Origin of the sequence: Alteromonas sp. LMIT006 (assembly GCF_024300645.1) — a bacterium.
In the GTDB taxonomy this organism is placed as follows: domain Bacteria; phylum Pseudomonadota; class Gammaproteobacteria; order Enterobacterales; family Alteromonadaceae; genus Opacimonas; species Opacimonas immobilis.
In genome coordinates this window covers 2161719-2180702 of the sequence record NZ_CP101291.1, presented here as the reverse complement: position 1 = coordinate 2180702, position 18984 = coordinate 2161719, and the positions used below count along the sequence as shown (strand labels likewise).

The window sequence follows — 18984 nt, the reverse complement described above, 5'->3', positions numbered from 1 at the left end:
AGCACTACCATAACAAACCAGGGGGGAAATTACATCTGGCTTTTCGTCTTAAGTGTTGCAATCGTCTGCTCAAGCTGCAGCGCCCCCGCACGCTGGGCGCGTTCATAATAATACAGGGCTTCAGCAAAGCGTTCTGCTTGTGCCAAGTATTGCCCGGCCTTAAGATTCGCCATCGGGTCATGGGGCAGGGCGTCGGCGATAATTTGCGTTACCTTAGTGACCATTTGCGTGTCTTTTTGATTGATGTAATAGCGCTGAGCTTGTTTCATCATGCCTAGCCAATCAAGCTCTTTTCGATGTTTTAGTAAACCAAAGTGCTGATCGGCGTTACTTGGCGCGGGCAACTTAACGGGCTGAGGAGAATCAGTAAAAGGATAATCTGACATCAGTACCTGCACATCCGCAAATCCCGCGTATTCTTCGGCAGGAATAATGGGCCGACGTTGCCACGCAGTATTGACGTCAATGGTACGGATGTCGTCAAATACCTCGCTTTCCACCAGACGGTCATAGAAGGCGTTGGCAATGACAAAATACCCAGACACATTGGGGTGCAAATGTTCGAGCATTACGTTGTTGCCGATAAAACCCTGTGGATCTCGGCCGCGCAATCGCGCTTCGCTATCCACTATAAATACCTGCTGATCGGCAAAGCTGCGAATGATCTCATTGACGTGCGACGGGGCGCGAAACCGCAACGCATCATAATCTCTGGCTTTGCTAAACCATGCCTGAGCGCAGGTTTGACGCGTAGCCAGACAGAACTGCCCGAGATGATAGGCAAGGGCTGCGTGTGTGGCGGAATCTGCTTGCTCTGCTAATGTGGCATAACTACTGGGGAGCTCCTTCAGCAATTTCGTGTATTCTGCACTGAGAGGCGCAGAAACAAAAGGCGCAAAGTCTTTTTCATTACTGGCAATGGTGCTGATGAATACTGGGATATTGGCTTGTTGGTATTTATCAAGCAGTAACGTCAAATTGTCTTTCAATTGGGTTTTGCCCGCAGCAAAGGCCTCACTGCCATATTCAATGGTTTGGGTTTGCGCAACTTGCGCCATAACCGTGCGAGAGGATGTTCCGGTAGAGGCTTTTGTATCAGATGTGGTGGATGACAGTTCAACCACTAGCCATTGAATGAGCTGGTAGATCCGCCAGTCTTTGAGTGCAAGCTGTAATAAGGTGACCGCGTGGCTATCGGCAATGGCAAAACGCGAACCTGAGCCAAGCAAGCCCAAGTACTCGTTGTGACCAGCATAAATCAATACCGCATCGGGCTGTTGAGCAATGATTTCATCGGCAAAATCCAGCAACGTATAGCTATTGACCGCAGAAAGTGCGGTATTGACTACTTCTACATGCTTGCCTGGTAGTGACGCGCGCAGACGATGTTCCAGCATGCCTGCAATGGATGCGCCTAATCCGTAGGGGTAGCCTGCGGCGGTAGAGCCCCCTTGCACAAAAATCCGTACGCCATTACTTGGTTTGTCTTTCAAGAAAAAATGCGGCTCCAACGTCACATTTGGGACATTTTCTTGAAACGGAAAATAGCGTTTGACCACATCGGGACGTGTTAATAGATAATCTGGGTGAGCAGGGTTGGGGATGAATAAGGGGTAGCTTTGACCAAAGCCAACAAGACGCAACGATAATTCGATTAAGCCAACAAATGCAAACGGGATTAAGATGGCGATCAAACGAAATAACCAGGTGTTTGAGTGATTTTTCATATCACTTGCTCTCATTAGAAACGTCAGTTTGCATTAGCTGCTCCACCTGCTCAATATACTGTTTAGTCGGTTCATGTGTTGGTTCAATAAGTAAAGCTTCCTCAAGCTGTGCTTTGGCGCCAGCAAAATCTCTTTGATTAAACAGCATCTCAGCGAATAATAATCGCGCTTCCAGCTTTTGCGGCTGTATCTCAGTCACACGCCGGGCAAAATAGCGCGCATAATCAAAACTACCGGCCTGTTTATACAGATTGGCGGCAAACCACGCCATCTCAGGATTATAGGGCAGGGCATAAAACAGACTGGCTGCCACATTGGCCGCACTCAAATAATCTTGTTCCGTCTGATAATAGTTGAGCAGCTGTTGTTGCTGTCCGAGCCAGTTGTTTTGAGTTAGACGGGCAGCGCCGAGCTTTTCTTCGGTATTTGTCGGTGTGAACTCAGGTACGGGTACCGCTTGAGGGACAAACGGGTAATCGGATGTCAATCGTGCGATTTTGACTTTGGCCAGATACTCGTCAGCAGGATTGATAAAGCGATGATGCCAAGCGGCATTGGCGCTGGCAACTGTGTTGACTTTGGGCAGTAGCAAATGGCGCTGCATGAGCATCAGCGCACTTTCGGCTAAGAAAAAATACCCCTTGGCATTGGGATGCAAATGTTCGTGCATCAGATCCAACCCGACAATGCCATCTTTTGATTGTCTGCGCAGCATATCCGCACCATCAACGAGATAAGTTTTATCAAAGCGCTCTGCCAGCTCAGAGATGACAATATTGAGCTCGCCAGGGGCGCGAAAACGCAAGGCATCATAATCTTTTGCTAGACCAAAATGCTGACGCGCCAGCTGAGTATCCCCATTTTCCAAATAAGCTTGCGCAAGACGGTAATTCACTGTCGCATGGAAAGGGTGTTGCTTGTGTAGGGCTTTTAGCGTGTCAAGATATGTACTGTCAAGCTTCGCACTGTCAGTGTCGCTCAATGCATAGCTATCCGCAAAAGGGACTTGGTCTTTATCATTGGCCGCCAAGGTCGACAAGTATACCGGAATATCCTCAGCATTAAATGTGGCTAAGACCTTGCGCATGTTATCCCGATATTGCTCAATCCCGCGATGATAGGCAGGGCTGTCAAAGGCAATGTTGCGATTTTGGGCAACACTGGCCATCACGGTGCGGGCATTGTCAGGTTTATTGTCTGTAGATGATGTGCTGATCAAAGACACGATAAGCTGGGTTAATCGCCACTCTTTGACCGATAAATACAACGTGTTGAGTCGGTGACCACCTAAGCCTGCATAAGAAGAACCCACCCCCATGACGCCAAGGTATTCATTGTGTCCAGCATAGATATAGACCGCATCTGGCGCAAGCGTCACGACCTCTTTCGCAATATCGCGCAGCGCATAACTATTGATGGAAGACATGGCGAGGTTGATGACTTCGATATTTTTGTCCGGATACAGGCCTGTAACGCGCTGTTGTAAGAAAGAGCCAGGTGCGCCAAACCGTCCATAGGGAAAACCTGCCATGGATGAGCCGCCTAGGGTAATAATACGCAAGGTATCGGCTGGTTTTTCTGCCAAAAAATACTGAGTATCGGGCGCTACTGCAGGCGCGTGAGCCGGATGCAAGACAAAGCGCTGGATGAGGTTTGGGTTGGGCATGACATAACCCGCTTGCCCTTTGACCGGTACAACGAGCGGAGTAGTTTGGCCAAAGCCAACCAGACGTAATAAGCCTTCCGCAGACAACAGTAGCAGCAGTGGAATGACGAAGATGGCAATGAGGTAAAAGGCAAGTTTGCGCATGTAATGGGTATTTTAATTATTATGCTTTACATGCTGTTAGGATAATCAGAGCATTACAAAATCACAACAAAAGATTAACCTTTTTGTGCAAGCGTGGCACAATAGACTTATCAGACCGACAAAACCAATAATAACATTCATGTCGCAATACGTGCTTGGGATCTCCGCTTTTTATCACGACAGTGCCGCCGCCATTATTTGCGACGGTGTGATTGTGGCCGCAGCGCAAGAAGAACGCTTTAGCCGAATCAAACACGATGCGTCATTTCCTTCCCAAGCCATTGCCTATTGTTTAGCCGAGGCCGATGTCTTACTCAGTGATTGCGATGCAATTGTCTTTTATGACAAGCCACTGCTCAAATTTGAACGTTTGTTAGAGACTTACCTTGCCCATGCCCCGCGAGGGTTTATCAGTTTCAGTCGCGCATTGCCCATCTGGCTCAAAGAAAAACTCTATTTTAAGCAGCTGCTAAGGCGAGAGTGCCGGACGCTGGCTGGACTGGATAAAAAGGCAACTTTGCCTCCCATTGCGTTTTCCGAACATCATCTATCACACGCGGCGTCTGCGTTTTATCCCTCTCCGTTTGAGCAAGCCGTGGTGCTGTGCTTGGATGGGGTCGGTGAATGGGCAACGACCAGTGCGTGGATTGGTGAAGGTCAAAGCCTGAGTCCACTGTGGGAGCTGCATTTTCCGCATTCTTTGGGATTATTGTATTCGGCGTTTACCTATTATTGCGGTTTTAAAGTCAATGCGGGAGAGTACAAGTTAATGGGCCTTGCGCCATATGGCAAACCCGTGTACGCCGATATTATTAAACGTCATCTCATTGATATCAAAGCCGATGGGAGTTTTGCGCTGAATCTGGATTATTTTGATTTTATGGTGGGCGAGCGCATGGTCAATCAGGCATTTTGTGCGCTGTTTGATGGTCCCGCCCTTGCGCACGATGCGCCTTTACAACAAAAACACAAAGATCTCGCGGCTTCCATTCAACAAGTGACCGAAGAAGTGGTGCTGGCAATGGCGATGCATCTCAAAGCCCAGACAGGGCAGACTCATCTATGTCTGGCCGGGGGCGTGGCACTGAATTGTGTCGCAAATGGGCGGTTACTCCGCGAGGCTGGATTTGATGAGATATATGTACAGCCTGCGGCAGGCGATGCGGGTGGCGCGCTAGGGGCAGCACTGGAGTATTCGTTTCAGTCTGGCGCAATAACGCGTGAAATCAACGTATTACCGTCGCCACAAGATAGCATGCAGGGCAGTCAGCTCGGTCCGACGTTTACTCAAGATGATATCGAACAAGCTTGTGCAGAATGGGGCGTGCAGTTTCGAGCGGATGTGACCGCAGAGGGGGTGGCGCACTTGTTAACGGAACAAGCCGTAGTGGGGTATTTTACTGGTCGGATGGAATTTGGCCCTAGAGCGTTGGGGCATCGCTCGATTTTGGGTGATCCGCGTGACCCAAAAATGCAGTCGGTGATGAATTTAAAAATCAAACAACGCGAATCCTTTCGCCCCTTTGCCCCGATTGTGATGGATGCCCATGTTGCGGATTGGTTTTGCGATATCACCTATAGCCCTTATATGCTGATGGTAGCGCAAGTCCAGTCAGATAAACAATCGGTGCTACCTGCGATTACCCATGTCGATGGCAGTGCGCGAGTACAAACCGTGCATTCGTCTCAACCAGTGCATCAGGTCTTGGCGGCGTTTTATGCCAAAACAGGTGTGCCGGTGCTGATCAATACATCGTTCAATGTGCGCGGGGAACCCCCTGTGTGCACGCCGAGTGACGCGATCCGTTGTTTTTTGGCGACTGAGATGGATTATTTATACATGGATGGGGTGCTGCTCGATAAACAAGCTATGCCGGATGCAGTCATGCAACGGGCGCAGGAGGTGACATTTGCCAAAGACTAACGCATTAACTAATTGGTGGACACAGCATCAACTGCCTTTATGTGATAAAGATGACAAACGCGGTTTGACCGTGTTTTGTTGGCAATTCAGTGGCTTTGTTTGTCTGGTATTCATGGGATTGTTGCCTTGGTTGTTCGATGGCCCAGTGCCATATTGGCCCTTGTACATGAGTGCGTATTTGTTGTTGATGCGCTCGATTTATTTGCCTGCGGTATATCCTGTGTATATAAGCTGGATGGTGATTGCTTCAGTGCTGGCCTATACCAATACCAAAATCATTTTGCTGTTACTGTATGTGTGTCTGGTGATGCCGATGGGGCTGTATAGCCAACTCACCAAGCGTTTAACCTATCAAAAACGTCCACAAGCCAACGAAGCAGATAGTTTTTATATTAAGCGAAGTCGCGAGGATATGCGTAAAGACCATATGCAGGATCCGTTTTAGTCATGCTAGTTATCATTATGAGTGCAATATGAGTGAATTTTTATCTGATTTATGGGCGTTTTTGAAACATCGCAAAAAACTGTGGTTACTGCCTATTTTTATCTTTTTCGTGTTGCTAGGTGGGTTAGTTGTAGCCACACAGCAATCGAGTTTAGCTGGATTTATTTATACGCTGTTTTAATTCTTATCAAACGGGCTGATGACTCCCGAGACGTGTTGCCCAATGACATGGGTATAAATTTGGGTTGTGCGCACATCGGTATGGCCAAGTAGTTCTTGTACCGTGCGAATATCTGTGCCGGATAAGAGCAACTGTGTGGCAAATGAATGTCGAAAGGTGTGTGCAGTAACATGTTTGTTCACACCTGATTGGCGAACAGCGAGCTTCAATGATTTGGTCAGTGCCGTATTGTGAAGATGATGTCGACAATAGTATCCATCATAGGGATGTTGGCAACGTGTGGTCGAAGGGAATACATATTGCCACTTAAGCTCTGTGATCGCATTTGGGTATTTTCTTGCAAGACTCGGTGGCAAACTTGTCATACCGTAGCCTTCTGCCAGATCTTTGGCATGGATTTTACGAACGTTCTCGATTTGTCGTTGTAAAGGTTCGATGAGTTTATTGGGTAATAGACTGGTTCTGTCTTTGTTTCCCTTGCCTCTGAATATAAACACGGTGCGATTCTCAAAATCGATGTCTTTTATTCTTAACTTAAGAAGTTCTGTTTTTCTCAATCCACTGCCATATAGTATGGAAAACATGAGTTGATACTTTGGAGACATGTGCTCAATGATGTTCATGGCTTCTTCATGAGATAGTACTGTTGGCACTCTGCTAGGCGCTCTTGCCCGAACAGTATCGGGCAGTAGTACTAATTCTCTGTCAAAAATATGTTTGTACATGAATACAATGGCGCATAAGGCTAAATTTTGAGTAGATGCAGTGACTTTTCTATTTACTGCTAGGTAGTTTAAAAATTGCATAACCTCTTCTTCAGCAAGCCCTGCAGGGTGGCGTTTGTTGTGAAATAGAATGAAGCGTTTGATCCAAAAGAGATACGTCTTTTCTGTTTGGATTGAATAATGCTTAGTCCTTAACACGTGTCGAATGCTTTCTAAGAATGGTGAGGTTGTCAAAATAAGAATTTTCCAGTTCTGAATGAAGGAAAATTGTATAAAAAATTCGACTGTCCTTATGACCATAAATCGCAGAGCTTTAGGGCAGTTTGATGATGTTGTTACTATGCATTCAATATAATCACGGATATAACAATGGGATAAGATTTGATTGCTTTAACATACTTGTGTGTCTGTTATGAGTTGGCATTGCTGTTACATAGAACGCAATGTAACTACGAAAAAAAGTTGTGGTAATTACTTGTTAATGCGTTGTATAGTTTTGATATTGTTAAAATTATGTAGAGCTTTGAGGGGAAAGCAGTTATGTTTTACACAGAGTTCTACATAATATACTGTTATGAGTAAGTAATGGGACAGAAACTATCACCAGATCAGTTGGAACTTTATAAAAGAATTGATGAGGTTCTTTTCTATAAATGGGATCCGATTGGGATTTCAGATGGGGACTGGGCTAGAGATGAGTATCAGTCTTACTTGCCTAGAGTTTTTGCCCATGCAATGGAAAGTGATTCGCCTGAGCCAATTGCTAAGTATCTTGGCGTAGTTTCAACGGAAAGTATGGGCTTGTCTGCCGCTCCAGAGCACGACTTGAATATTGCAAAAATGATCATTGAAATAAAAAATGGCTTGGGGCTGTAGTATGCAGCAAGTAACACTCATAACAAGGCCAAGCACAAACGTGCAATGCAAAAAACGCATTGCACTGGACCTCGCTTCGCTCGGCCTGTGTTGGCGGCGTTATAAGCCCACGGGATAAATCATTATGAAAGAGGTGGATGACAAATTTTACGAGAGAGCCGATTCACATATTCATTTATCAAACGATCAAATATCTGAAGAAATTGGTCGCGGGAAAGTAAGTGCATCGATGATGTATGCAACTGCTCGATTTAATTCTTGGATTAGTGCTTGTGGGTGGAATTCTAAAGAAGAAATGGAATCTGCAAAAAATGAAACAATCGAATATTTTGCCTCCGAATACAAAAAAATGCTCGAAGAGAATTTAAATGATTATATCCAAAATTTCGACAAGTATATGGGTAATGATGAATAGGGCTTATAACAAGCCGCTCCAGACAGACACCGAGCATTCCACAATTTTGTGTTGCTCGCTGCGCTCAGACATTAACACAAAATCGCTCCATACTCGGCGCTGCTGAGCGGGGCGTTATGTTTCAAAGGGAGTTGCGTGAACTTGGATAGGATTCATATAGCATTAGTGGTGCTTTTTAGCGTGTTAGTTTTAGCTTCATGTGCACCTGTTCCAAGAGACTTCTATAAACCTTTACATGAAGAGGGAACTCTTATTTCTCGCGGGTGCGGTAGTTCTGGACCGCCAGATACAATTAAAATATTTCTTGCTGAAGGTGTTGAAATTCAGATGTGGGCGTCAAGCACAGATAGCAACACTGAATTAGACAACTTTTATCTCTTTTCAAGTATTAACGCACCTGAGGGAGTAGAACTTCAGTTAGACCGTGATTACATCATAGTCAAAGACAATAACACCTCTAATAGCTGGCAACTAAATATTGATTTCTTATCAACGAACAAGAAAAATTATCTCGGCTCACCCAATTCTATTTTAAAAAGATCATATCAGGGGCTTAGTGAGGATCTTATTGAGCGAGTTAAAAATTCCGATCAAGAAAACGGATATATACGGGTTCCTGCCTTATCAAAAATAAGCGGTAAAACCTATTCTTACTCTGTGCTCTTTGGTAGAGAAAGATATTTCAATACAGGAATGTCGTTTAGTATCAGCACAAGAAAAATTTTATCGAGATTACAAAGTTTTTCTGTTTCATATCCTGAGATCATGATTAACGGTACAAAAATTAGTCTTGATGAAATTAGATTTGATAGGGTTCAATATATAGGCATAGACCCTTTAAATTGTTGAAACATAACAAACCAATTAAGGGCGGACGCATAACACTTGGCTTGCGCTCGTGCCTCGCTTAGTTTAGCCAAGTGTTACTTGCCGCTTATTGGGGCGTTAGGTAGCAGGGATGAATGTCAGGCAAATCATTGAAGACGTTGAATCAGTCTTTAAATCACTTCCGAAGGCAAAAGAGTATGATGTCGCTTTTGCTTGTTACGCTCAAGACGGTTCGGGAAATATCGAACTTCGCGCGATTGAGGCTTTTCACTGGGATGACGATGGGGAGTTTTTCTTAGTCCCTAATGGTTGTGCTACACATTTTTCGTTAAAGCCAGTGCAGTATTCAGCACAACAATTTTTAGATGCGCTTAAAAGTAAGATAAACAGTGAAATTGAAGATTACTGTGCATACGCAAGAGCAAAAATAAAAATTGCGAAAGATGGTTCAATTGCTTCACTTAATTCGCCTTTATGGGGAACTGGCTATCATGAGAAAGAACAGCTTTTATATTTTTACCATGGTGAGCAACCGAGCGATGCTACCTAACAAGAGATTGAACAGAGATGCCCAGACAAAGTCATGTCGCTTGCCTTCGCAACCGTCACGCCGTAGTCTGGTCACTCGTTAATCGGGCGTTATATTCAAGGAAAAATCATGCTTCGAACAGCAATAATCGTTTTATTGTTTTCTAATTTATTAGGGTGTGCAGCTGCATTGGTGCCATATACATCTGACCCAAAACAAAAAATCTCAGATGCTTATTGGTTATTCGATCAAAACGAAAGGCCGCTACCAGCTGAAAAACTTATAATTGAAGCAATCGACATATATCAAACAGAAAACGACCGTGTTGGACTTGCCGAAGCTTACAAAGCTTATGCAATTTTCCTCAGGTCCAGTAGCGTTGAACTCTATTTAAGCCGTTACATTGAAAACGGATTTAATAACTCTACGATCAAATATGAGGACAGATTTGATGCGTCAATTAAGTTTCTAGATAAGTCTGCAATGATTTATGAAGAGTTAGAACGCTATGATGATTTAACAAATATTTATTTGCATAGAGGCTATACCTACATTGCAAATGACCAAGTTTTTTTAGCTTGTGCATCGTTCAATAAAAGTTTGGAAATGAATAAAAAGTTTATTGCGCTAAAGCCTGATGCCAAGATTGTGCTGGATGTATTCTCTTCATACGAGGAATACATAGACAACGTAAAACAGAGGGCTAAATGTGATTCAGTGTAGGAATATAACAAGGCGCTTAACTCGTTCCCTGCGGTCACTGGGACACAAACGCAATGCGAGGCTTCGCAAATTTTCGCATTCCGTTTATGCCCGTTAGCTTAGCGTTAGGCATCCCGTAGCATATGACTGATTTCTCAGAAAAATATTTAACCGAAGTATTAATCAGTAGTAATCATGACAGTGTTTCCCCGGCTTGGCAGGACGATACCAACAAGGATTTTTTGATTTGTTATGAAGTTAATTTAGTCTTTGATGATGACTCGGTTTTCACTATTAAACCGTGTGAAATAGACATCGAAGGAAGGTATCCGGGACTTGGTCTTGCATTAAAGCGAGAAGGTGAATCAACTGTTTCAAATAAATTTGAGTTACCGAAATCACCGGTAATGATAAAAAGTTGCTCTTACAGTGACTATTTGGGTGAAGGCACTTACAATCAAATTGTCTTTCGACTACAAGACCCATTTGAAATTACTATCAGACACGTTTTTCCGCCAATGTCGCTAGGTATTAGATTAGGAGAAATAGATGCCTAACAAGAGCATTTTGTCAGTCGTTGTCACTCCTTCGGACATTTTGTATTTGCTAAAACCTGCATTTCACTGCGCTCAATTTTTGCAGATTTTAGCAAATACAAACTGCCGCAAATGTGGGCGTTATAAGGCTAATCCAACTCATGTGGTCTTAATGGATGAAAACTAAAAATTACTTATTCTCAAGTGCTGCATTAGGAACAATATCGTTTCTGATATTTATTGTTGTATTTTTTTGGTTAAGTGCAATTCATGAGATTGTTGAAGAAGGCAGCGCTTTCGGGTTCTCAATCGGCATGAGTAAAAATGAAGTTCTTTCCAACCTGCAAACCAGCCCAGAGAAAAGTATTGATGCCATTAACCTAGTTAGTGCTGATAATAAATCGTCGAAAATAGGGAATTTATTACAAAATCCAGAATACTTTTATAGTTCCGATAAATGGGTCGTTATGTTTGATTCGGCCTATTTTTTTGATAACGTCACACTTGAATTTTGTTCAGAACGTTTATGTAAAATATTTAGAAAAAGGCAATACGTTGAAACACCGTAATTGGAGTAAAGCCTTATAACAAGTTACTCAAAAGGACGCAAAATGCTTGGCTTGTGCTCCTTCGTCGCTAATTTTAGCCAAGCATTTATGCGCCCATTAGTAAGGCGTTAGGTGCCTATGGATAGCTCGTATCTCATAATCATTTGTGCAGTTGCTGGCCTTGTGTGGTTCGCTCTCGCGACCTGGAATGAAGGTCCTAGGAAAGCCAAGAAGCTTGATAAGGCGTTTACAAATCGTAAGAGGTTGTCACCGCGCGAGTATTACGAAACATTCTTTCAACAAAAAGGTTTCTCTGAAGAAGTGGCTGTGGGAGTCAGGGAGGTTCTCGAACAACAGCTTGATGTAGATCTTTCTAGGCTTTCGTCATGTGACGACTTTTCCAAAAATTTGAGCTTTTTTTGGGAGTTTGATTCAATGGCGGATGTTGCAATTGTCGTTGCATTAGAGAATAGGTTCTCTATAAAAATTTCAGACGACGAAGCATCATCGGCAAGGACAATTAAAGACCTAGTTTGTTTGGTAGAGAGTAAGCGTAAAGGCACCTAACAAGCGCATCAATTCGGTCGCTTCGCTCCCTGGGACATCAAAACTACGCGGCGATTAGTTTTGGTGCTTCGCAAAGTTTAACCAATCGCCGCTACGTTTTGCTGCCCCTTATGCGGGCGTTAAGTGCCTACCATGAACCAGTCTGAATATAGAGAGTTAGCTAAGGCGGCGAATGCGCTTTGCAGGTCACTGATAGAAGAAACCATTGATGTGGTTCGTCCAGCGCATCCAAGGATCGCAAATAAACTGCAGACGATCATTGAGCGAGGCCCGATAGAAAAGCCTGAAAAGCACGAAGGTGGAAAAGAGACTGATTTGTTTCGTGTAGTGCTTCAGGAAAGGGAAGTCGAGGCTATAGTCGAGGTGTTTGGTGATCTTGAGGTGGCCAATGTATCGAGCGAAGGTAAAACTACATCATTGGCAGCCCATTACGCCGATTTGCTCGATCTATGGAGTGAGGTCACTTAACAAGTCATTCAAGTTCGTTCCGGCCCTGGCGGGCCTCCACCGGACCCGTTTTCCGGCGCGGTGCGCCTCCAAACCGGCCGCTTAATATTGGCGTTATATTCAAGGAAAAATCATGCTTCGAACAGCAATAATCGTTTTATTGTTTTCTAATTTATTAGGGTGTGCAGCTGCATTGGTGCCATATACATCTGACCCAAAACAAAAAATCTCAGATGCTTATTGGTTATTCGATCAAAACGAAAGGCCGCTACCAGCTGAAAAACTTATAATTGAAGCAATCGACATATATCAAACAGAAAACGACCGTGTTGGACTTGCCGAAGCTTACAAAGCTTATGCAATTTTCCTCAGGTCCAGTAGCGTTGAACTCTATTTAAGCCGTTACATTGAAAACGGATTTAATAACTCTACGATCAAATATGAGGACAGATTTGATGCGTCAATTAAGTTTCTAGATAAGTCTGCAATGATTTATGAAGAGTTAGAACGCTATGATGATTTAACAAATATTTATTTGCATAGAGGCTATACCTACATTGCAAATGACCAAGTTTTTTTAGCTTGTGCATCGTTCAATAAAAGTTTGGAAATGAATAAAAAGTTTATTGCGCTAAAGCCTGATGCCAAGATTGTGCTGGATGTATTCTCTTCATACGAGGAATACATAGACAACGTAAAACAGAGGGCTAAATGTGATTCAGTGTAGGAATATAACAAGGCGCTTAACTCGTTCCCTGCGGTCACTGGGACACAAACGCAATGCGAGGCTTCGCAAATTTTCGCATTCCGTTTATGCCCGTTAGCTTAGCGTTAGGTGTCGCGTGTGATTAAACATTGTTGCAATGAAATGGAAAAAGCGATTGAGTTTGATTGTGAACAACATAGTGATGGATATGAATGCCCTGACACTCTCATTTCCTATATTCCAAAGTTCGACGAGTACGGCATAATCATTCATGATGGAGGTACTGCTTCTGCAGGTATTTCATATTGCCCGTGGTGTGGCACAAAACTACCAACGTCCAAGAGAGATCTTTGGTTTGATACATTGGAGGCGCTTGGTTTTGATGATCCAAGTGAACAGGATATACCTGAAAAATTTTTAGGAAGTGATTGGTATCGTGACACCTAACAAACCGATCAAGCTCACTCACTCCGTTCGCTGGGACAATTCCTCGCACGCGGCTTCGCCATTTTCGCATGCAAGCAATTGCCCCTTATCGGGGCGTTATGTTTACGCTAGGAATTAGGCACTAATGAGTATTAAAACGGCGCGATTCCCATTTATTGGACTGAGCATTCTATTTGTCATACTCCTCATTCAAAAGCCATTGCAGGAAGCCATTTACAACACTCTGTATGCAACTTATTTCGTTTTTTCTTTTCTCTTTTTTATGTCACTAGCACTAGGTCAATACACAAAAGCGGCAGTACAAGAAAACAAATTAATGATTCTGTTTCCTATTTATTCGGTACTTTTTGTTATTTATTGGCTTACTCAGAACTGGCATCAAGGGCGGGTAAATTTTATATTGGCTACACCTATTATTTGCGGCTTGCTGTTAGCGTTAATGTTAAAAATACAACTGCGATTTTTAGGCAAGTAAACATAACAAACGCATTAAATCGCTCGCAAGCTCGCTGGGACAGTAACACGTAGGCTCTGTCACTTCGTTCCAATTTTAGCCTACGTATTACTGCCCTTTATGCGGGCGTTATAAGCCCACGGGATAAATCATTATGAAAGAGGTGGATGACAAATTTTACGAGAGAGCCGATTCACATATTCATTTATCAAACGATCAAATATCTGAAGAAATTGGTCGCGGGAAAGTAAGTGCATCGATGATGTATGCAACTGCTCGATTTAATTCTTGGATTAGTGCTTGTGGGTGGAATTCTAAAGAAGAAATGGAATCTGCAAAAAATGAAACAATCGAATATTTTGCCTCCGAATACAAAAAAATGCTCGAAGAGAATTTAAATGATTATATCCAAAATTTCGACAAGTATATGGGTAATGATGAATAGGGCTTATAACAAGCCGCTCCAGACAGACACCGAGCATTCCACAATTTTGTGTTGCTCGCTGCGCTCAGACATTAACACAAAATCGCTCCATACTCGGCGCTGCTGAGCGGGGCGTTAGGCATCCCGTAGCATATGACTGATTTCTCAGAAAAATATTTAACCGAAGTATTAATCAGTAGTAATCATGACAGTGTTTCCCCGGCTTGGCAGGACGATACCAACAAGGATTTTTTGATTTGTTATGAAGTTAATTTAGTCTTTGATGATGACTCGGTTTTCACTATTAAACCGTGTGAAATAGACATCGAAGGAAGGTATCCGGGACTTGGTCTTGCATTAAAGCGAGAAGGTGAATCAACTGTTTCAAATAAATTTGAGTTACCGAAATCACCGGTAATGATAAAAAGTTGCTCTTACAGTGACTATTTGGGTGAAGGCACTTACAATCAAATTGTCTTTCGACTACAAGACCCATTTGAAATTACTATCAGACACGTTTTCCGCCAATGTCGCTAGGTATTAGATTAGGAGAAATAGATGCCTAACAAGAGCATTTTGTCAGTCGTTGTCACTCCTTCGGACATTTTGTATTTGCTAAAACCTGCATTTCACTGCGCTCAATTTTTGCAGATTTTAGCAAATACAAACTGCCGCAAATGTGGGCGTTATAGCTCTATTCAGGTCCGCACTCCCAATTTGTAATACTACGTAAATCACGTATAGTTTGCTATTCGTACGTTACTTGCGTACACTTTGCTTATGAAAAGTGTATTTGTTGAATCAAGCATATTTGAAAAGTACCGAAATGAATATCTCAATGACGAAGAGTTTCGACTGTTCCAAGCTGAACTAATGTCGAACCCGAAGCAAGGTGATGTAATTCAAGGTACAGGTGGTTTGCGAAAGATCCGAGTAGCAAGTAAAGGTAAAGGAAAGCGTGGTGGTTCACGTGTTATCTATTATTTCCTCGATGAAAAGCGTCGTTTTTATTTGCTAACCATTTACGGCAAAAATGAAATGGCAGACTTAACCGCATATCAAAAGAAACAGTTAAAAGCTTTTATGGAGGCGTGGCGCAATGAGTAATCGTGACCTATTTGCAGAGCTAAGTTCTGCACTTGTTGAAGCTAAGGAGCATTCAGAGGGTAAAGTGACTCTGAAAACTCACCAAGTAAATGACATTAGTGAATTAGATATTTCGCCTGATGAAATAGTTAGTATTCGTGAGCAGTTTAATATGTCTCGTGGTGTATTTGCTCGTTTACTGCATACATCATCACGCACATTGGAAAACTGGGAGCAAGGGCGTAGCGCACCTAATGGGCAAGCTGTTACTCTTCTAAAGTTGGTACAGCGTCATCCAGAAACACTGTCGCACATCGCAGAGCTATAACAAAGCATTTAAGAGTGATTCGCAACGCTTGGCGGTTTCGCTTCGCTGTGACCTCACTGCGTTCGGCACGTCAATCAAGCGTTATGTGACTCAAGTTTCAGTTCCGTAAAAATTCGTACAAGAATGGTTAGAGTTACATAAACCTGAATTAAAAGAAAACTGGCGACGTGCTCAGCATGGCGAGCCGCTAAACTACATAGCACCTTTGGAGTAGAACAATGCTACACGTCAAAAACGCAAAGTACATTAACGACTTTAAGCTTTGGGTAAGTTTTGATGATGGTACATCTGGAGAGGTAGATCTCGAAAATAAATTATCAGGTCCGATGTTTGAGCCGTTAAAGGAGCAAACATTTTTCTCAAAAGTGTCGGTTGATCCAGAGCTAGAAACTGTTGTTTGTTCGTATACTTGGTTGGTCTTCCAATATTGCTACATTTTTAATAACGTTAGGGTTGTTTGTTTTCGGTATGTTAGGTACTGATGAAAATTAGAGCAGCTATACAATCCGATTGGGACCTAATCTGGCCAATTTTTTAAGAAATCGTATCGGCAGGTGAAAGAATGAAAATCCTATTGTTATTAATATCTCTTATGACCTTATGCTCATGCGTCACCTCAGTTATTTTAGTCGGTTGCGGGGCAACAGCCATCAATATGCCGTCTGCTGAGCCAGTTCACTTTAATGCCGTATTGGATGTCGATACTCAATCAGGTTGGGTTCAAGATTCGTTGACGCTCACTTGCGAAGTTAAAGAGAGAAAATGTTTAGGAGGAGACTGGCGTGTCGTGTGGAAAGAACAAAACATTGCGAATTTTGATGTACCATTATCTCCACAATATCATGCGTCTATCACGGGACCTTCTTGCCGAAATGCCGAGTCCATGTCGATGAGTGATCGTTATGGTTATGTCGAAAAGATAACGGTGTTTGATTCATCTTCCATGCAATCAGTCTATGAAGGAGTTGCAAACAATGAGAAGGTGAAGAAATACGGTTTCATGTCATTATCGGTTAACGTAAACAAGGTTGATTTACCCTAATTCAGTATTGAGCATGTGAATATGTTCTGGTGTTACTTCACAACCCCCACCAATGATCCTAGCCCCCACTGAACGCCATGATTGTGCAAATTTGGCATACTGTTTGGGCGTAAAATCTGTTCGTGTCTGAAGCGTTTTGACGGTTTCTCCAGGATAAAGTGAGGTAACCGATTCAAAGCCATTGGCATAAGCAGCAAATGTCACTCCATACCCTTCAATAATGGGCAATGCTTGTGTGATAGCTTCTGGCCGAGAGCAATGTAGCAAAATTGCATCAGGAGAAAGAGGCAATTTTGCATGAACCGCATCGCGCAATGACTCTCCTCTAAGCAAATGATCTGGCTGGGTTTATTTATACGCTCTTTTAATTATATTCCGATATATTGTCATTGACGTATAAAATTCACATAATGTATGTTCGAGATTCATACGCAAAGTGTGTCAGACAGTTTTTAAGGTTAATGCGATGAACATAACCCACCCTTTAAAAATAGCGCTAATTGGAACGGCGCTATTCATCACAGGATGTGGTGGCAGTAGTGATACAGCAAGTACTAGTGTGCCCAGTGCTAATTCCCCAACAAACACGGCCACTTCGAATTCAACCTCCACTACTTCAGCCAGTTCGCCTTCCAACAATACATCCTCGACGACCATTCAAAATGCATCGACGACGCCCCAGGACGCTGCGCGTTTTCTCACCCAAGCGACTTTCGGTCCGACTATGGCAGAAATTGAAAAGGTTGCACAGTACGGTTTGGCGTCTTGGCTCGACGAGCAAGTCAATGCACCGATAAGTTCTCATCGTGCTAAAACCTTAGCAATTTTTAACGCCGATCAAAACGCAAAAGATAACAACGCAGACAGCCCTTGGGGCGGACATCGCTATGGCGCGTGGATGGATATTGCACTACATGGTGAAGACCAGTTACGCCAGCGCGTCGCGTTTGCGTTGAGTCAATTATTCGTGGTCTCAGATAAAAGTATTTTAGACGGCCAGCAATTAGATGTTGCGGGATATTATGATGGTCTTGCAGAGCATGCTTTTGGTAATTACCGAGACTTACTGGAGTATGTTACTCTCTCACCCGTTATGGGCGTGTATTTGAATATGTTGGGCAATGAAAAACCCGACCTTGCCAATAATATCCGACCTGATGAAAACTACGCTAGGGAAGTCATGCAGTTATTTACCATTGGCTTAGATGAGCTGAACCTTGATGGTAGTCTCAAACTGAATAACGGTAAGCCTATTCCGACCTATAATATTGACATAGTAAAAGCCTATGCCCATGTCTTTACCGGTTGGCATTTTCGCGGTACCACGGCTGACACTTGGCATCGCTGGTGGCAAAATCGCAATTTTCGCAATCCAATGACCTTAGTACCGGAATACCATGCCCAAGATGTGCGTAAAGAACTCCTCAATAATGTGATTGTTGAGCCGGGCACTGATGGGGAAACTGCCATGCAAATGGCACTAGACAGTTTGTTTGAGCACCCCAATGTCGGCCCCTTTGTCGCCAAACACATCATTCGACGTTTAGTGACTTCCAACCCTACGCCACAATACATTGCTCGCGTGGCGCAAGTGTTTAATGATGATGGCTCTGGCGTACGGGGTAATTTGGAAGCGGTGGTGCGAGCGACTTTGTTAGACGATGAGGCGAGGAAGCCAATCAGTGAACAAGCATCGAGTTTTGGCAAAGTCAAAGAGCCGATTATTCGCGGTATGCAATTAATTCGAGCCTTTGGTATTTATAAAGACGGAGAACTTGGCCCGCAGTGGCTAGAGTACCCACATAATCAGGCGCCATTAGCTGCGCCATCGGTCTTTAATTTTTTCTTAGATGATTTTTCGCCTGTCGGTCAGCTTGCAGACCTTGGTTTGGCAGCACCGGAGATGCAAATCATCAACGATACGTACATGGTGCGAAATTCCAATCATGCAGGCTGGTGGTCGATGTGGGTGCCAACAGCAGAAGAGGTGGATAGTGGTCATAACCGCGGCATGACCATTGACTATGCACAGTTTACGCCTATGCTCGCGCAAAATGTCGCTCCCTTTATTGATTATCTTGATTTAGTGTTGTTGTCAGGTGCTATGTCTGATGAGATGCGCACCGCCATGATTGACTATGACAACCAAGCCAAACAATGGCTCGATGATCGTGAGCGTATTCAAGAACTGGTTTTTCTGGTGACCGGTTCGCCTCAATTTGCCGTCCAACGATAAC

The 18984-nt window shown here is 43.5% G+C and carries 26 protein-coding genes; 22 read left to right on the top strand and 4 right to left on the bottom strand.

What is annotated here, in order from left to right; genetic code table 11:
• Positions 1-29: 29 nt before the first annotated feature.
• Positions 30-1727, bottom strand: a complete 1698-nt coding sequence (locus NLG07_RS10185) for an SGNH/GDSL hydrolase family protein (RefSeq protein WP_254855341.1) — start codon at positions 1725-1727, stop codon at positions 30-32.
• A 1-nt stretch (position 1728) separates the two neighbouring features.
• Entirely contained in the window at positions 1729-3537 is a 1809-nt protein-coding gene (locus NLG07_RS10180; RefSeq protein ID WP_254855340.1) for a hypothetical protein, read from the bottom strand.
• Positions 3538-3676: 139 nt separating this feature from the next.
• Between NLG07_RS10180 and NLG07_RS10175 the strand changes: the two genes are divergently transcribed.
• From NLG07_RS10175 to NLG07_RS10165, 3 genes are read left to right on the top strand one after another with little or no spacing between them, the layout of a single operon-like run.
• The gene (locus tag NLG07_RS10175) at positions 3677-5461 is read left to right on the top strand and encodes a carbamoyltransferase (protein WP_254855339.1); all 1785 of its coding nucleotides are present in this window, start codon (positions 3677-3679) and stop codon (positions 5459-5461) included.
• Positions 5448-5906 (top strand): hypothetical protein, encoded by a 459-nt coding sequence (locus NLG07_RS10170; protein WP_254855338.1) that lies wholly within the window; start codon positions 5448-5450, stop codon positions 5904-5906. Before NLG07_RS10175 ends, NLG07_RS10170 begins: the two co-directional genes overlap by 14 nt.
• A gap of 28 nt (positions 5907-5934) precedes the next feature.
• Positions 5935-6087, top strand: coding sequence for a DUF5989 family protein (locus tag NLG07_RS10165; RefSeq protein ID WP_254855337.1), 153 nt, complete (start codon positions 5935-5937; stop codon positions 6085-6087).
• Here NLG07_RS10165 and NLG07_RS10160 read toward each other — a convergent pair.
• Positions 6084-7046 carry an integron integrase gene (locus NLG07_RS10160; RefSeq protein WP_254855336.1) on the bottom strand — a complete coding sequence of 321 codons (963 nt, stop codon included), beginning with the start codon at positions 7044-7046 and terminating at the stop codon, positions 6084-6086. The two genes, NLG07_RS10165 and NLG07_RS10160, sit on opposite strands and share 4 nt — an antisense overlap.
• A 351-nt stretch (positions 7047-7397) precedes the next feature.
• Here NLG07_RS10160 and NLG07_RS10155 point away from each other — a divergent pair, with 351 nt between their 5' ends.
• From NLG07_RS10155 to NLG07_RS10070, 18 genes are all read left to right on the top strand, one after another.
• Complete coding sequence (locus NLG07_RS10155) at positions 7398-7688, top strand: hypothetical protein (protein WP_254855335.1); 291 nt, start codon at positions 7398-7400, stop codon at positions 7686-7688.
• A 124-nt stretch (positions 7689-7812) separates the two neighbouring features.
• Positions 7813-8103 (top strand): DUF3144 domain-containing protein, encoded by a 291-nt coding sequence (locus NLG07_RS10150; protein WP_254855326.1) that lies wholly within the window; start codon positions 7813-7815, stop codon positions 8101-8103.
• A 141-nt stretch (positions 8104-8244) separates the two neighbouring features.
• Entirely contained in the window at positions 8245-8952 is a 708-nt protein-coding gene (locus tag NLG07_RS10145) for a hypothetical protein (RefSeq protein ID WP_248526311.1), read from the top strand.
• 109 nt (positions 8953-9061) lie between these two features.
• Positions 9062-9481: a hypothetical protein gene (locus tag NLG07_RS10140; RefSeq protein ID WP_254855334.1), complete on the top strand. Its 420-nt coding sequence runs from the start codon at positions 9062-9064 to the stop codon at positions 9479-9481.
• Positions 9482-9589: 108 nt separating this feature from the next.
• Positions 9590-10183 carry a hypothetical protein gene (locus NLG07_RS10135; RefSeq protein ID WP_254855329.1) on the top strand — a complete coding sequence of 198 codons (594 nt, stop codon included), beginning with the start codon at positions 9590-9592 and terminating at the stop codon, positions 10181-10183.
• 122 nt (positions 10184-10305) lie between these two features.
• Entirely contained in the window at positions 10306-10719 is a 414-nt protein-coding gene (locus NLG07_RS10130; RefSeq protein ID WP_254855333.1) for a hypothetical protein, read from the top strand.
• Positions 10720-10874: 155 nt separating this feature from the next.
• Positions 10875-11267: a hypothetical protein gene (locus tag NLG07_RS10125; protein ID WP_254855332.1), complete on the top strand. Its 393-nt coding sequence runs from the start codon at positions 10875-10877 to the stop codon at positions 11265-11267.
• 117 nt (positions 11268-11384) lie between these two features.
• Entirely contained in the window at positions 11385-11813 is a 429-nt protein-coding gene (locus NLG07_RS10120; RefSeq protein ID WP_254855331.1) for an acyl carrier protein, read from the top strand.
• 123 nt (positions 11814-11936) lie between these two features.
• Positions 11937-12281 (top strand): hypothetical protein, encoded by a 345-nt coding sequence (locus NLG07_RS10115; protein ID WP_254855330.1) that lies wholly within the window; start codon positions 11937-11939, stop codon positions 12279-12281.
• Between the two features lie 112 nt (positions 12282-12393).
• On the top strand, positions 12394-12987 hold the full coding sequence (locus NLG07_RS10110) for a hypothetical protein (protein ID WP_254855329.1): 594 nt from the start codon (positions 12394-12396) through the stop codon (positions 12985-12987).
• Between the two features lie 117 nt (positions 12988-13104).
• Positions 13105-13413 carry a hypothetical protein gene (locus tag NLG07_RS10105; RefSeq protein WP_254855328.1) on the top strand — a complete coding sequence of 103 codons (309 nt, stop codon included), beginning with the start codon at positions 13105-13107 and terminating at the stop codon, positions 13411-13413.
• Positions 13414-13537: 124 nt separating this feature from the next.
• Positions 13538-13888: a hypothetical protein gene (locus tag NLG07_RS10100; RefSeq protein ID WP_254855327.1), complete on the top strand. Its 351-nt coding sequence runs from the start codon at positions 13538-13540 to the stop codon at positions 13886-13888.
• A 133-nt stretch (positions 13889-14021) separates the two neighbouring features.
• On the top strand, positions 14022-14312 hold the full coding sequence (locus NLG07_RS10095) for a DUF3144 domain-containing protein (RefSeq protein ID WP_254855326.1): 291 nt from the start codon (positions 14022-14024) through the stop codon (positions 14310-14312).
• A gap of 132 nt (positions 14313-14444) precedes the next feature.
• Positions 14445-14828, top strand: coding sequence for a hypothetical protein (locus NLG07_RS10090; protein ID WP_254855325.1), 384 nt, complete (start codon positions 14445-14447; stop codon positions 14826-14828).
• A 243-nt stretch (positions 14829-15071) separates the two neighbouring features.
• Positions 15072-15398, top strand: a complete 327-nt coding sequence (locus tag NLG07_RS10085; RefSeq protein ID WP_254855324.1) for a type II toxin-antitoxin system RelE/ParE family toxin — start codon at positions 15072-15074, stop codon at positions 15396-15398.
• Positions 15391-15705 carry a DNA-binding transcriptional regulator gene (locus NLG07_RS10080; protein WP_119912653.1) on the top strand — a complete coding sequence of 105 codons (315 nt, stop codon included), beginning with the start codon at positions 15391-15393 and terminating at the stop codon, positions 15703-15705. The genes NLG07_RS10085 and NLG07_RS10080 overlap by 8 nt, the downstream gene beginning before the upstream one ends.
• Positions 15706-15923: 218 nt before the next feature.
• Positions 15924-16187, top strand: coding sequence for a DUF2442 domain-containing protein (locus NLG07_RS10075; protein WP_254855323.1), 264 nt, complete (start codon positions 15924-15926; stop codon positions 16185-16187).
• An 80-nt stretch (positions 16188-16267) separates the two neighbouring features.
• A complete protein-coding gene (locus NLG07_RS10070) occupies positions 16268-16747 on the top strand; it encodes a hypothetical protein (RefSeq protein ID WP_254855322.1) in 480 nt (159 codons plus the stop codon).
• Here NLG07_RS10070 and NLG07_RS10065 read toward each other — a convergent pair.
• Positions 16739-17080 (bottom strand): homocysteine S-methyltransferase family protein, encoded by a 342-nt coding sequence (locus NLG07_RS10065; protein WP_303049202.1) that lies wholly within the window; start codon positions 17078-17080, stop codon positions 16739-16741. The genes NLG07_RS10070 and NLG07_RS10065 overlap by 9 nt on opposite strands.
• A 133-nt stretch (positions 17081-17213) precedes the next feature.
• On the opposite strand from NLG07_RS10065, the gene NLG07_RS10060 reads away from it, so the two are divergent.
• A complete protein-coding gene (locus NLG07_RS10060; protein WP_254855320.1) occupies positions 17214-18983 on the top strand; it encodes a DUF1800 family protein in 1770 nt (589 codons plus the stop codon).
• Position 18984 lies beyond the last annotated feature (1 nt).

What these genes read in the sequence shown, in the direction of transcription:
- NLG07_RS10150 (WP_254855326.1), top strand. Translation starts at nt 7,813, where the DNA reads ATGAAAGAGGTGGATGACAAATTTTACGAGAGAGCCGATTCACATATT.
- NLG07_RS10120 (WP_254855331.1), top strand. Translation starts at nt 11,385, where the DNA reads ATGGATAGCTCGTATCTCATAATCATTTGTGCAGTTGCTGGCCTTGTG.
- NLG07_RS10140 (WP_254855334.1), top strand. Translation starts at nt 9,062, where the DNA reads ATGAATGTCAGGCAAATCATTGAAGACGTTGAATCAGTCTTTAAATCA.
- NLG07_RS10165 (WP_254855337.1), top strand. Translation starts at nt 5,935, where the DNA reads ATGAGTGAATTTTTATCTGATTTATGGGCGTTTTTGAAACATCGCAAA.
- NLG07_RS10175 (WP_254855339.1), top strand. Translation starts at nt 3,677, where the DNA reads ATGTCGCAATACGTGCTTGGGATCTCCGCTTTTTATCACGACAGTGCC.
- NLG07_RS10075 (WP_254855323.1), top strand. Translation starts at nt 15,924, where the DNA reads ATGCTACACGTCAAAAACGCAAAGTACATTAACGACTTTAAGCTTTGG.
- NLG07_RS10080 (WP_119912653.1), top strand. Translation starts at nt 15,391, where the DNA reads ATGAGTAATCGTGACCTATTTGCAGAGCTAAGTTCTGCACTTGTTGAA.
- NLG07_RS10070 (WP_254855322.1), top strand. Translation starts at nt 16,268, where the DNA reads ATGAAAATCCTATTGTTATTAATATCTCTTATGACCTTATGCTCATGC.
- NLG07_RS10125 (WP_254855332.1), top strand. Translation starts at nt 10,875, where the DNA reads ATGAAAACTAAAAATTACTTATTCTCAAGTGCTGCATTAGGAACAATA.
- NLG07_RS10090 (WP_254855325.1), top strand. Translation starts at nt 14,445, where the DNA reads ATGACTGATTTCTCAGAAAAATATTTAACCGAAGTATTAATCAGTAGT.
- NLG07_RS10155 (WP_254855335.1), top strand. Translation starts at nt 7,398, where the DNA reads ATGGGACAGAAACTATCACCAGATCAGTTGGAACTTTATAAAAGAATT.
- NLG07_RS10185 (WP_254855341.1), bottom strand. Translation starts at nt 1,727, where the DNA reads ATGAAAAATCACTCAAACACCTGGTTATTTCGTTTGATCGCCATCTTA.
- NLG07_RS10100 (WP_254855327.1), top strand. Translation starts at nt 13,538, where the DNA reads ATGAGTATTAAAACGGCGCGATTCCCATTTATTGGACTGAGCATTCTA.
- NLG07_RS10180 (WP_254855340.1), bottom strand. Translation starts at nt 3,537, where the DNA reads ATGCGCAAACTTGCCTTTTACCTCATTGCCATCTTCGTCATTCCACTG.
- NLG07_RS10060 (WP_254855320.1), top strand. Translation starts at nt 17,214, where the DNA reads ATGAACATAACCCACCCTTTAAAAATAGCGCTAATTGGAACGGCGCTA.
- NLG07_RS10130 (WP_254855333.1), top strand. Translation starts at nt 10,306, where the DNA reads ATGACTGATTTCTCAGAAAAATATTTAACCGAAGTATTAATCAGTAGT.
- NLG07_RS10135 (WP_254855329.1), top strand. Translation starts at nt 9,590, where the DNA reads ATGCTTCGAACAGCAATAATCGTTTTATTGTTTTCTAATTTATTAGGG.
- NLG07_RS10110 (WP_254855329.1), top strand. Translation starts at nt 12,394, where the DNA reads ATGCTTCGAACAGCAATAATCGTTTTATTGTTTTCTAATTTATTAGGG.
- NLG07_RS10085 (WP_254855324.1), top strand. Translation starts at nt 15,072, where the DNA reads ATGAAAAGTGTATTTGTTGAATCAAGCATATTTGAAAAGTACCGAAAT.
- NLG07_RS10095 (WP_254855326.1), top strand. Translation starts at nt 14,022, where the DNA reads ATGAAAGAGGTGGATGACAAATTTTACGAGAGAGCCGATTCACATATT.